This is a genomic window from Pseudoalteromonas sp. SCSIO_11900 (genome assembly GCF_000576475.1).
GTDB classification, from domain to species: domain Bacteria; phylum Pseudomonadota; class Gammaproteobacteria; order Enterobacterales; family Alteromonadaceae; genus Pseudoalteromonas; species Pseudoalteromonas tetraodonis.
In genome coordinates this window covers 2,148,825-2,161,584 of the sequence record NZ_KK070023.1, presented here as the reverse complement: position 1 = coordinate 2,161,584, position 12,760 = coordinate 2,148,825, and the positions used below count along the sequence as shown (strand labels likewise).

At 39.2% G+C, this 12,760-nt stretch carries 12 protein-coding genes; 3 read left to right on the top strand and 9 right to left on the bottom strand.

What is annotated here, in order from left to right; translation table 11 throughout:
• Positions 1 to 76 precede the first annotated feature (76 nt).
• A complete protein-coding gene (locus BG00_RS10060) occupies positions 77 to 1,057 on the top strand; it encodes a tRNA-dihydrouridine synthase (protein ID WP_036982319.1) in 981 nt (326 codons plus the stop codon).
• Between the two features lie 59 nt (positions 1,058 to 1,116).
• On the top strand, positions 1,117 to 1,443 hold the full coding sequence (locus BG00_RS10055; protein WP_036982316.1) for a TraR/DksA family transcriptional regulator: 327 nt from the start codon (positions 1,117 to 1,119) through the stop codon (positions 1,441 to 1,443).
• A 14-nt stretch (positions 1,444 to 1,457) separates the two neighbouring features.
• On the opposite strand, the gene BG00_RS10050 is transcribed toward BG00_RS10055, so the two are convergent.
• The 9 genes from BG00_RS10050 to pyrC all read right to left on the bottom strand — a co-directional run bounded on the left by BG00_RS10050 (position 1,458) and on the right by pyrC (position 10,053).
• A complete protein-coding gene (locus BG00_RS10050; protein ID WP_036982313.1) occupies positions 1,458 to 2,501 on the bottom strand; it encodes a hypothetical protein in 1,044 nt (347 codons plus the stop codon).
• A gap of 61 nt (positions 2,502 to 2,562) precedes the next feature.
• Complete coding sequence (locus tag BG00_RS10045) at positions 2,563 to 3,822, bottom strand: tetratricopeptide repeat protein (protein ID WP_036982311.1); 1,260 nt, start codon at positions 3,820 to 3,822, stop codon at positions 2,563 to 2,565.
• A gap of 11 nt (positions 3,823 to 3,833) precedes the next feature.
• Positions 3,834 to 4,448 carry an energy transducer TonB gene (locus BG00_RS10040; RefSeq protein ID WP_036982309.1) on the bottom strand — a complete coding sequence of 205 codons (615 nt, stop codon included), beginning with the start codon at positions 4,446 to 4,448 and terminating at the stop codon, positions 3,834 to 3,836.
• Positions 4,448 to 4,852 (bottom strand): ExbD/TolR family protein, encoded by a 405-nt coding sequence (locus BG00_RS10035; RefSeq protein ID WP_006792384.1) that lies wholly within the window; start codon positions 4,850 to 4,852, stop codon positions 4,448 to 4,450. The genes BG00_RS10040 and BG00_RS10035 overlap by 1 nt, the downstream gene beginning before the upstream one ends.
• 14 nt (positions 4,853 to 4,866) lie before the next feature.
• On the bottom strand, positions 4,867 to 5,391 hold the full coding sequence (locus tag BG00_RS10030) for a MotA/TolQ/ExbB proton channel family protein (protein ID WP_036982306.1): 525 nt from the start codon (positions 5,389 to 5,391) through the stop codon (positions 4,867 to 4,869).
• The gene (locus tag BG00_RS10025) at positions 5,391 to 6,755 is read right to left on the bottom strand and encodes a MotA/TolQ/ExbB proton channel family protein (RefSeq protein ID WP_036982301.1); all 1,365 of its coding nucleotides are present in this window, start codon (positions 6,753 to 6,755) and stop codon (positions 5,391 to 5,393) included. The genes BG00_RS10030 and BG00_RS10025 overlap by 1 nt, the downstream gene beginning before the upstream one ends.
• Before the next feature lie 6 nt (positions 6,756 to 6,761).
• Entirely contained in the window at positions 6,762 to 7,532 is a 771-nt protein-coding gene (locus tag BG00_RS10020) for a DUF3450 domain-containing protein (RefSeq protein WP_013465204.1), read from the bottom strand.
• Between the two features lie 856 nt (positions 7,533 to 8,388).
• Positions 8,389 to 8,592 (bottom strand): cold-shock protein, encoded by a 204-nt coding sequence (locus tag BG00_RS10015; protein WP_036982297.1) that lies wholly within the window; start codon positions 8,590 to 8,592, stop codon positions 8,389 to 8,391.
• A gap of 420 nt (positions 8,593 to 9,012) precedes the next feature.
• Complete coding sequence (gene pyrC, locus BG00_RS10010; RefSeq protein ID WP_024602973.1) at positions 9,013 to 10,053, bottom strand: dihydroorotase; 1,041 nt, start codon at positions 10,051 to 10,053, stop codon at positions 9,013 to 9,015.
• A gap of 203 nt (positions 10,054 to 10,256) precedes the next feature.
• Between pyrC and BG00_RS10005 the strand changes: the two genes are divergently transcribed.
• A complete protein-coding gene (locus tag BG00_RS10005) occupies positions 10,257 to 12,626 on the top strand; it encodes a bifunctional diguanylate cyclase/phosphodiesterase (RefSeq protein ID WP_036982293.1) in 2,370 nt (789 codons plus the stop codon).
• The last annotated feature ends 134 nt before the right edge of the window (positions 12,627 to 12,760 follow it).

The window sequence follows — 12,760 nt, the reverse complement described above, 5'->3', positions numbered from 1 at the left end:
ACCCTAATAAGCGTTTTATCAATTTATAATTTACAGGTAAACTGGCGCTCTTTTTCAGTAATAAATTAATCACACTATGAAACTTGTTTTAGCACCGATGGAAGGTGTCGTTGACTTTAAAATGCGCCAACTACTCACCGACATAGGTGGCTTCGATCTTTGTGTGACCGAATTTATCCGTGTTGTAGATACTTGCCTTCCAGATAAAGTATTTCACCGTTATTGCCCTGAACTTAAAAATGCGGGGCTCACTCGTAGTGGCACGCCAGTTCGAATTCAGTTATTGGGCCAAGTGCCTGACACCCTTGCTGCAAATGCAGTAAAAGCGGTTAGTTTGGGCTCTCATGGTGTTGACTTAAACTTTGGCTGCCCGGCAAAAACGGTGAATAAAAGCAAAGGGGGCGCTGTTTTACTCAAAGACCCTGAGCATATGTATTCAATAATTAAAACTGTAAGAGATGCCGTAAGCAGTGAAAATGAGGTAAGTGCTAAAATTCGCTTAGGTTTTGATGATGATAGTAATAGCCAAGAAATTGTCGATGCCGTTGTTAGCGCTGGTGCGAGCAGTATCGCCATTCATGCGCGAACTAAACGCGATGGCTATAACCCGCCTGCCTATTGGGAAAAAATCCCTCCTCTAGTTAAAGATAAACAAATTGCGGTGGTCGCCAATGGGGAGATTTGGCAGGTAGAAGATGCCCTTTTATGCCAAAAGCGCAGCGGTTGCACTGACTTAATGATTGGCCGTGGCGCCCTTTCACATCCTGATTTAGCTCGTAAAATTAAAGCTCATATTAATAATGAAGATTATAGTGAGTTAACATGGGAAAATATTTTACACCATATTATTTACTCATCCATGCACCAAACCGCCAGTAAAGATACCAAGTACTTTGCCTCACGCACAAAACAATGGCTTGGTTATTTAAAACGTCAGTACCCACAAGCAGGACTATTATTTGACGAAATACGTCGTTTAAAAGCCAAAGATGAAGTGGCAGAGGTATTAAAAAAGTATGCGAAAGCGCCACAATTTGATACAAATCATAACATCTAAGATAATCTAACTAGATAATAGCAATATCACTGAGGACTAATTTAAGGGTTATACTGCTAATGCATCATCAGCAACGACTAAACGATGAAATTGAAAGTGTTAAAGCGACTATATTAGGCTTGCTGTCACAATCGACTCACCCTACACATCAAAATTTGCTTTGTATACTAACTCGTACCTCAAATGAAGAGTGGCTTGATATGGCAGCTCAGCAATTAGGCACCGAGTACAACCCCTTGATTGAGCGTATGAATAAGCTTGAAGCGGCAATAAGCCAAATTGACATTGGCCAGTATGGTTACTGTTGTGACTGTGAGGAAAAAATATCAGCGCAGCGCTTAGAGCAAGACCCTGCAGCGCAGCGATGTGATCAGTGCGCTAGTTAATAGCGCACTAAAGTTTAATTAAGTAGTTGTGGAGCAAAACTAAACGCTTGCCCTGGATAAAAAAGAATATCTTCAACTAATAAAGTCGCTTCCTCTTCACTTATGTTTAATCGTTTAAGTAAATTTAAGCGTGCTTGTGACAATGTCCAAGCGTGATAATGCACCCCTAGATCAGTCTCCATCATAGCCATATAGAGCAGTTCATCGGCTGGTTCTAATTGTAAAGCGTTAGCCCTCAGAGGTAATAGCGTATAACCCGTTAACCAGTCTAAACCCGCTATTTTCGAATCAGTTAAAAGTAATGTGGTAAGCTGTGAGGCATTTGAGGCTTCTACCGTTGTTTGCTGTTTTTGACTCTGCATTGATTTGAATTTGCTATCAATACGACTTAGCCACTCAAGCGGTGAGAGCACAGCATTTGCAAAATAATTTAATTTACTTTGATACCACTGACTGCCATTAGCAAGGCCTGATAAACCAATGCTGCCTCTTGGCTTATAGTGCGCCAAATAATTGTTTAACTCACTCAACGCTGCATTAAGTTCAACCGGTGTGTTAGTGCGATTTATGGCTTGTTGCACGTACTTTTTTAAATAACTATGTTCAACTTTATTTAGCTTTAAATTACTTTGCTCGGCAGCTTCTAGCTGAGATTTTACAAACCTTAACCATTGCTCAATATTTTTATATTGGGCATCATTTTTCGCCATAGTGAGCATAATAGCCAAAACATTTGTTTGTGCAGGCCATGCAAAATAGCGCTCTGGGAATCGCTCAGCAATAACTAAATAATTAACCTGATTGGTTTGCTCTGCTGATAACTGCATTTGCATTAGCTGCTGATAAATAGCGTGGCGACGCTCTAAATAAGCATCTGTAAAAGGGAGCTGCTCATTACTGAGCTGTGTAACCTGTGAATTAGGCTGCGCACTTAAAGCCGTATTAAGTGATATTAACGCGCTTTGCGCTTCTTCATAAGATGAAAATAAGTCAGCTGGCTTTGAGCATGATGCTAAAAGCAAACAAAATAGCAGTGAAATAATAGGCGTTTTTTTCATGTCAATTCCAATAAAAAAAGCCCCATTGGGGCTTTTTAAAAATACTAGAGTACATTAAATACTAAATTTTAACACCGTTGCGAGCGGCTTTATCTTTAATATATGTAGCCCAACCTTTAGCAAACCTACGTGTGCTTGGGTCGTCCATGGCTTTAGTAATAGCAGCATAAGCTTGCTTATACTTACCTTGGTAGTAAAACGCTTCAGCTAAATCTGAATAAATAGTGCCTTTTTTATCAGAGCCAAGCTCTAATGCTTTGTTCAAACGAACAACAGCAGCGCTGAATTTTTCAGATTGTAAAAGTAATGAACCTGCTTTGCGGTAGAGCTCAGCGTCGTCATCAAATTTAGCAGCTTCTTCGTAATACTTAGCAGCTTTCTCTATATCTTTCGAACGATGGTAGTTACTAGCAATCGCGCTAATATTTTGCTTAGTGCGTTTTACTTTCTCTTCTTTAACAGCCTTTTCAAGCGTTACTGCTGCTTTGTAAGGAATTTCGTTTAAAGAATAAAAGTTAGCTAGTACTTTGTATTCAACTTCGTTTTCGAAGTAACCATTCTTGTATGCAACTTCCATAGTTGCTAGACCTTTTTGGTAGTCTTCGGTTTGTAAATAATACTTACCTAAGCCTACCCAAGATTTTTTGTCTTCAGGCCATACACGAACAATTTCTTCTGCAACTTTAACCATATCTTGATATTGCTTTTTCTCAAAATAGGCAGCTAATTTAAGTTGATAAGGAGCTTTATTTGGCTCTTCAGCTAACTCAATTGCTTTGTTTGCCGGTTCAAGGACCTGATCAAATTGTTTAAGCTCATAGCTTGCTTGCGCAATACGAGTGTAAACTTTCGGGTCCTCTTCACCTGTGAAGCCCATCCAATCAGAATATGCTTGCTTGGCAGCACTGTATTGTTCAGTACCCGCATACATATCGCCCAAGGTTTTTAAACCTTGAGCCTGATCAGCAAAGTTCAATACATCCGGTGCAATCGCTGCTTTCATATACTTAATTGCAACTTTGTATTGCTCTTTTTGAGCGTACATACTGCCTAAGTAACGATTAACAGTTGCTTTATCAAAGTCATTAGACGGATCTAACTCTTTCAATAACGCTATTGCACCATCAACATCATCTTCGTTATACAAATCGAACGCTTTAATTACTTTTTTACCAGTACGTTCGCCCATGATTTTAGTTTTTGCTTTCTTACGCTCTTCAATCTTTGCGTAATCTGGCGCCGCTAAAACAGGTGCAGTTAATGATGCACCTGACACAGACATAAGAATTGCAAGTGCAGTTACTTTAGAAAAATTTCTCATTACTCGCCTCCTTAGTTGCCTTGGTTAAGTTTAAAGTCTAGTTGAACTTGTAAACCAACTTGTTTTTGTGGTTTCCCGTCAATGATCTTAGGACGGTATTTCCATTTACGCAATGCACGTTTAGCTTCACGGTCAAAGATACGTTTTGGTTCTGCGTCGATAACTTCAACGTCAATCACGCCACCTAACTCATCAATTGTGAACGAAAGTTGAACCCAACCTTCTTTACCATCACGTGCTGCTTGTGTTGGATATTTTGGTTCAATACGAACGATAGGTGTCGCATCACCATCTCGTCCAAATGCACCTGGACCACTTAGTCCACCGGCCGTGCTTCCCACATCGATACTTGGCATATTAAACGACAAGCTCGTACTTGGGTTGCTATTTTCCGGCTGTGGCGGCTGCGGTTTAGGCGGCTGCTTTGGCGGTGGCGGAGGCGGAGGCGGTACACGCTTCCTCTCCTGCACCTTAGATTCAGGCGGATTCGTCATAATTTCGACTATGATCTGCTCTTTTTGTTCCGTATTACGGTCAGCCCCACCAGAGATGAGGTATGCCATGAAGTAGAACAAGCCGAAAGTAACTGCCCCACCTGCAATCAGTGAAAACAGAAAACGAATCATTACTGATCTCCAGCTATTGAAATTCTCAGGTTATCACCCGTCGCTTTAATCTGGTCCATCACTTTAACCACTGTGCCGTGTTTTGCTTCTTTATCAGCTTGCAAAATTACAACATCAGTAGGTTGTTCTGCTAATAAACTTTCGATTTTTGCTGAAACACGTTCAACATCAACTTGCTGTTTATCAATCCAGATTGCACCGTCACTGCGAATTGCAATAAAAATGTTAGCATTTTTTTGCTTCGTAGCTTGGGCAGCTTTTGGTTTATTGACCTCGATACCAGCCTCTTTAACGAACGATGTAGTTACGATAAAGAAAATAAGCATGATAAATACGATGTCAAGCATTGGCGTCATATCTACCGCTGCTTCTTCTTCTTCACGAAAACGTTGTTTACGTGCCATATTTAATTCTCTCTCTAGTGATGAGGCATACTATCTATAAGCTTGGCTTTCACCATTCTCGCTCTTGCCTCAAGGCGTGAGCTAAAGAATACCCCAGATAGTGCCGCAACCATTCCAGCCATTGTTGGGATTGTTGCCATTGATATGCCTGATGCCATTAAACGTGCATTACCTGTACCTTGGGTTGCCATGGTTTCAAAAACCGCGATCATACCCGTAACAGTACCAAGTAAGCCTATTAAAGGACATACAGCTACTAATGTTTTAATCAACAACATACGCTGATCTAATTTTTCAGACGCTTCAGAAATCCATGCTTCACGGATTCTGTGTGCGTACCAAGACGTAGTGTCTTGGCGGGCATCCCACTTGGCTACTATTTCCTTCGTTAAACGAGGAAATTCAGCAAGTAGGAACCAATAGCGCTCAATCATTAAAACCCACATAAGAAAGAGTGCTATCGCGACCACGTATAATACCTGGCCGCCTGTGCCAACAAAATCCCTGATAGATTCCCATATCTCCATCAGGACTAGCATTAGGCTTTCTCCTTCTCCGCGTGAGTCGCGATGATACCCGCGCTTTGCTCATCAAGGATATGTAATACCGACTTACTACGACTTGCAACAATAGAGTGAAGTAGGATAAGTGGTAGAGCTGCAATAAGACCTAGCGCTGTAGTTACAAGTGCTAGAGAGATGTTACCAGCCATGATCTTCGGATCGCCCGTACCGAACAATGTGATTGTTTGGAACGTTAGGATCATACCGATTACTGTACCTAGTAGACCTAGTAATGGTGCGATAGCAGCAAGGATCTTGATGATGTTAATACCCGCTTCGATGCGTGGCGTTTCACGTAGAATCGCTTCATCAAGTTTAAGCTCAAGGTTTTCAACATCTTGATTTTTGTTGTCAGAGTACACTTTAAGAATACGACCCAATGGGTTGTTTGTATTCGGTGTAGACAAGTTCTTAAGCTGAGCTTTGATCTTAGAAGTAGTAAGCGCTAAATCAACGAAACGTACTAAGAAGATTAAAAGACCTACAGCAAGCAATACGGTGATGATGTAACCAACTTCGGCACCTTGCTCGTAGTACTCCATAAGAGACTTCTTCTGCGTGTTGATACGCAAAATTGCACCACGTGTAGGATCCACGTATACGCCAGCGTAGTTATCAGCTGAAGTACCTTCTAGATCAGAAATACCTTTTAAGATATAGCTGTCAGGTTGCTTACCTAGAGGCTGTATAGACTTAGTCTCTGGTGAGTAGATTAAGTAGCCATCGTCTGTAACTAAGTTGAAGTTACCGATACGTGTTACTTTTTTCATTGACGGGTTACCGTCAAGACCTGCAACTTCAGTTTCAAACGTTGAAACTTTAGCTGACTCAGTCATTTCTGTTTGAAGTGAAATCCAAAGTTCTTCTAACTCACGAACTGTTGGAAGTTCTTTAGCCGCAGCTAATGAACGAAGTACTTCAGCACGACCTGGTTTTTCAGCACTTACTAAAGATGCTTCGATTGAACCAATCGCGTCAGCTGCTGCACGACGAACAACACCAAACATTTCACCTAACGTACCTTGCGCGTTTTGAAGAGCTTGCTCTTTTTCCGCTAAAGTATTTTCGTTTTGTGCATATTCTTTGCTAAGACGATCACCACGTGCTTTTTCAGCAGCTAATTGGCTTTTCGCTTTGTTAAGTAACGCTTGCTTATCAGCACGATCTGATAAGAACTCTTGTTCACGTTGCTTATTGATTTTCCCTTCAGAAATACGCTCTTGCTTTACTTGCTCAAGAATTTTATCTAAAGCATCAGTATTTGCATGTGCATTAAGCGCGGTACCGGCAGAAACAGACAGTACTGCTGCAACAGCAAAACCTTTAAATAGTTTCTTCATTATTGATTACTCCGCGCCAAAAATTGGTAGTTTAACAAGTTCTAGTGTGGCTTGCTTACGCGCCATACGGATCACTTCTTTAACAGGTTTTAGGTATTCTTCACCTAATTCTTTCCACTGTTTAGTGTTGTTATCCCACACCCAAGCGTGTTTTAGATCGAATGATTGCGCAACATAAGTGATACGACCTAAACGACCAATATCTACGTTAATGCTACGACCATCAACATCTAAAGTACCTTGAGAAGCAGTTACAGCTGAACTGTATGCTGTTTCAACAGTGTACGCTTCAAGTACCTGACGGAACTTCTCAGACGTTGTTACAGATGCAGATGCCATGATCTCACGTAATCTTTCAACACGTCCAAGACGAGTTTCAAGGTTAAATGGAACGTCCGCTTTGATGAATTGCTCAAGCGTATCGATCATGCGATACATCAAAGGCACAACGTTTTGTTTAGTGTTATCGATAGTCGCGATTTGACGATCGAACGATGCGATAGACGCGTTTTGGTCTGCGACCAAACGTGCTACGTGATCGTTGTACACTTTCATAAGTTCAGTCTCATCAACGATGCTACGGTACTCAGCGATTAGCTCCTGAGTTTGACCATATACATTGTCAATTTTAGTTTGAGACTTAACCGCAGCCTTTTGAATTGTTTGACCTGCTTTTTGCACGTCATTCAAAGGATCTGCAATCACATTGCTGCTTGCAAATGCAAAAGCGCCAACCAACGCAGTTGCTACAAGACTCTTTCTGATTTTAACAGACATAGTTCCCAACCAATTAAGTAATGTTACTTTTATAATTTAATTATCAACCCGTAAGGGGAAGACAACCCTGATATCTTTTAATAGATATCAACTTACCAATAATGCTAAATGCATTAAGTCATGTCAACTTCATGTTTCGCATAACCTATAAATAAATCAGCTTGTTTGTAAGATATTTAAAGGGCTCACACAAAAAAATTAACATTATCGTAACCAACGTGACAAATGCAATTTCAGCAAAGCCAGATATAGTAAGAATAATGATAAACCACCTAGTTAAAGTAAACAAAAATATAACATTTAAAATTAACTTAATCGTGGCTGAAAAAAAATTAAAAATAAGCTTATATTCTCTCCCGAATATTCTTTTTTAGTGGTTTTTGAGACTTTTTAAGCTAAAAATACAGCTAATCGTTATTATTCGCGCATTCGTCGCATAGTAATAAGGACGTGCCGATTATCTAAAAAGCAATACAAAGGAGGGGAAATAGATTACAAAGAATCATTTTTATTAACACCTGTGTTTTTTTGTTTCTACTGATCATTAATATCCTGCCGATTTTTTATATTTTTCCATGGAGAAATATCAATCTTACACACTTTTATGAACTCAATATCATTAAACTCATATCAAGCAGTAGACTAAATTTAAATCGCTAGGCGATCATTGGCCAACTACGGAGTAGCGCATAAAGGTTTACGTTTAATTTGGTATATCGGAGTTAAAAATATAAATAATGGATATCAGAAATGAAAGGCAATAAAGAGAGATTAAAAATAGAGTTGATAATTATTTAAGAATTATGGTGAAACAGGTTAGTGTTTCACCACGATGAACTTAGGTTCACATAATAAATTATGCTACTTCTACGTTCTCAGCTTCAGGGCCTTTTTGACCTTGCTTGATGCTGAAAGTCACTGCTTGACCTTCGCTAAGAGTGCGAAAACCAGAACCAGCGATTGCGCTGAAATGTACAAACACGTCAGGACCATTTTCTTGTTCAATGAAACCAAAGCCTTTAGCTTCGTTGAAAAATTTTACTTTACCAGTAACCGACATACTAAATTTTCCTGTAAGTCAATAATTAAAATTCAGCCATATAATTATGGCAATATCCTCCCTGAGTCAATGCCCAAAAAACTGGAGGTGATAGTACAGGAAGAAGTAATAACCAAACCGGTAACCTTAAACGCAGCACAATACCGTAATTCAATACGCAAAAACTCAAAGCAAATTAAGATTAACACATTAAAATTTTTTTAGCTCTATTATTTAGGATTTATTTTTGAAGTTTCATTGTTTTACTAACTACGGTCTAACCTTTTAATTTTTATAGAAAATAACAAACAAAACATTGTATTTTTTATAAACAGATTACAATTGCTTTAAAATAGTTTTTATCAGTATGTTTTTTAGCCACTTAAAATAAAAAACCACCTTGAATTTAAGGTGGTTTAGAGTTTAGTGTTTAAATATTAACTATTTAACTTGCCAGTCGATAACGCTCTCGGCTTTGATTGGTACTACTTCAGAGTCGCCTAGCGAGTAGCTTGCCGGCACTGTCCAAGGCGATTTTTCTAAGGTAATAGTGTCGGTATTACGCGCTAAGCCATAAAAATCTGGACCAAAATGGCTTGCAAAGCCCTCTAACTTATCAAGCGCATCAGCCTCTTCAAAAGCTTCAGCATAAAGTTCAATAGCAGCATGTGCAGTGTAAGCACCTGCACAACCGCATGCAGCTTCTTTTTTATCTTTATAATGTGGCGCTGAATCAGTGCCTAAAAAGAATTTTTTATTGCCACTCGTTGCAGCCGCCATAAGTGCTTGCTGATGAATGTTTCGCTTTAATATAGGTAAGCAATAATAATGTGGGCGAATGCCCCCTGCTAACATATGGTTACGGTTATATAGTAAATGATGCGCAGTAATTGTAGCTGCTACGTTATCAGAGGCACTTTTTACAAACTCGACTGCATCTTTCGTTGTTATGTGCTCAAGAACAATTTTAAGCTCAGGGAAGTCAGCGACAACATCGCCTAGAATAGTCTCTAAAAACACTTTTTCACGGTCAAATATATCAATAGACGAGTCGGTTACTTCACCGTGGACGAGTAACAGCATGCCAACTTCTTGCATTGCTTTTAACACCGGATAAATATTTTTAACCGATGTTACGCCAGAATCTGAATTTGTGGTTGCACCCGCTGGGTACAATTTAGCTGCAAATATTTTACCCGTTGCTTTTGCCTTTTTTATCTCTTCTGGTGTCGTTTTATCAGTAAGATAAAGTACCATTAGTGGCTCAAACTGCCCTTGAGGTTTCGCTGCCATAATGCGCTCTCGGTACGATAATGCGGTTTCAGTACACGTGGCTGGCGGTACTAGGTTTGGCATAATGATCGCGCGGCCCATATAACGACTGATATCACGTACTGTATCTTTTAGCTGATCCCCGTCGCGTAAATGTACATGCCAATCATCGGGTCTAGTAATCGTTAAAGTTGTCATTTTGCTCGTCATCGTAAAATCCTAATGCTTAAGTTAACTGATCATAGGCATATGGGGTTTTCGAGTAAAGACCTTATTAAAAATAATCCTTAGATACTATATATAAAGTAAACTTTACACTTCACGCTTCTCATTTGTCGTTTTATTTTGTAGAAAGGTTAATATTAGGTTAACGTATGTATCTTTAATAATTATAAGGCCTACCTTCGTTGCCTATGTCGAACATTATCGATACTACTAAAGCGCTCGAAACTAAAACGGATCAATTGAGTATAATAAATCAGTTCTCCTCAAGTTTATTGCAACTGAATACGTTAGAAGCGCTTTTTAGTTATGTCACTACACAAGTTGTTAATCGACTTGGATTTGTCGACTGCGTGATTTATTTAGCCGATGACAGCCAATCTACGCTAAATCAAGTGGCGTCTATGGGTATTGAAAGCGAACACACTAGTTACCAGTCAGAACGAAAGTTAATCCGCTTTAATGAGGGGATAACGGGCTATGCTGCATCAACTGGGCAAGCGTTAATAATAGGCGATGTAACTAAAGACAGCCGCTACATTGCTGATGAGCGCCCTGCACAATCAGAGCTGTGTGTGCCTTTAATATATAAAGATAAAGTACTCGGCGTAATTGACTGTGAACACCCAATAAAAAATTACTTTACCAGTTCACATTTAGAAATTTTAACTACCGTTGCCCACTTACTAAGCGCAAAAATAAATCAAGTGAATACTGTCAACAGCTTGCAAGATACCGTTCGGCAACTTAATAATGCGCAAAAATTAGAAAGTAGCCTACTGCAAATAGCTAACTTAACCTATAAAGCACAAAATTTAGATACCTTTTTTAAATCGCTGCATGTGATTATTGATAGCCTTCTTAATGCAAGTAACTTTTTTATTGCTTTGTATGATAAAAAAGAAGATGTTCTAGATTTTGTCTATACCGTTGAAGGCGGTGTACAAACAAACACACATAAAATTATTTCAAAAGATCAGTTAAAAGAAACAGCCTCTTACTATTTATTAATTAACGAGCGCCCTTTACTGCTTAATAAAGAGCAATACCGACACTATATAGAGCAAGGCCACTTTAAATTGGTCGGTGAACTAGCAGACTCTTGGCTTGGTGTGCCATATAAAGTTAATGAGCGCATGAGTGGCGTTATTGTCGTACAAAGCTATGACAAGCAACATTACTACAACGAACATGATAGCTCGCTGTTGACGTATGTGAGCCGACAAATAAGTATGGTTATAGACAGGCATTTAGCCCGCCAAGAACTCGAGCACAAAGCACTGCATGATGAACTAACAGGGCTTGCCAATCGTTCGTTACTAATAGAAAGAATGAAGCATGCAATTTTACGCTTGAATCGTGCAAAAAAAGGTACTTTTCATGCTCTGCTCTACCTTGATTTCGATCGCTTCAAAAGTATTAATGATTCGTTAGGCCATGAAGTAGGTGACCATTTTTTAATTGCTATTTGTAAATTGATTACTCAAACCATTCGCAATACTGATACCTTTTCTCGCTTAGGTGGCGATGAGTTTGCTATTTTTATGGAAAATCTCAGTCATCGTGACCAAGTAAACGATGCCCTCGCTCGAATAAAAACCGCCCTGTCAGATCCCATTGATATTGATGGTCATTTACTGCAACCCTCTACCAGTATTGGCATTGCATTTAGCAATAATGTAAACGATGAAGCATTTGTTTTATTACAGCAATCAGACGCGGCTATGTACGAAGCAAAATCATCAGGGCGTGGCCAAGTTAAGTTTTTTAATAATGTCATGCGTAACAAGTTAAAAACACATGCCGACCTTGAAAATGATTTACAACACGGTATTGAGCATAATGAGTTTGAACTGTATTTTCAGCCTATTTTTAACATTACTAGCAGTGACGTTATGGGGTTTGAAGCTTTAGTACGTTGGCATCACCCACGAGAAGGGTTTGTATCGCCAGGTGACTTTATCCCCATTGCAGAAAAAACGGGGCAGATTATCAATTTAGATTTGCATTTGCTCGACCTTGCAGCACAGCATATCGCTTTATGGCAACAACAAGGGCATCGTTTTTTACGCGTTACGGTTAATGTTTCATCTCGCCACTTCGCAAGTTTAGAGTTTGTAGATCAGCTTCACGCGATCTACAAAAAACATCAACTACCTTTAGGCTCATTATGTCTAGAAATAACCGAATCGGGATTGATTGAAAATTTAGAGTTAGCAACACAAATTATTCAAGGATTGTCGCCTTTAAAAGTATTGCTCTGTTTAGATGACTTTGGCACCGGTTACTCTGCCCTTGGTTACTTGCATCAACTGCCTATTCATGTCCTTAAAATTGATAAAAGCTTTATCGATAATTTAAAAACCACGGCCAATCCATTGATTGATGCTATTTTAACCTTAGCCATTTCATTAGATCTTATTGTTATAGCAGAAGGGATAGAAAGCCCTGAACAACTCGCTATTTTGCAAAAAACCCAATGTGATTATGGCCAAGGCTTTTTAAAGTCTAAACCTGTTACAGCAAAAGAAGCTATTTTACTAATACATAGCCCTCTTTAATTAATAAGCCAGGGTTGCTGGCTTTTAAAAATCACAGTAATTTCTTACACGCTTTTGCCAGCCCATTAGCTGGCTGTTCTGTTGAATGCTATATGACTTATTTTGCCAACACTAACTCATGCGACGTCACTTTA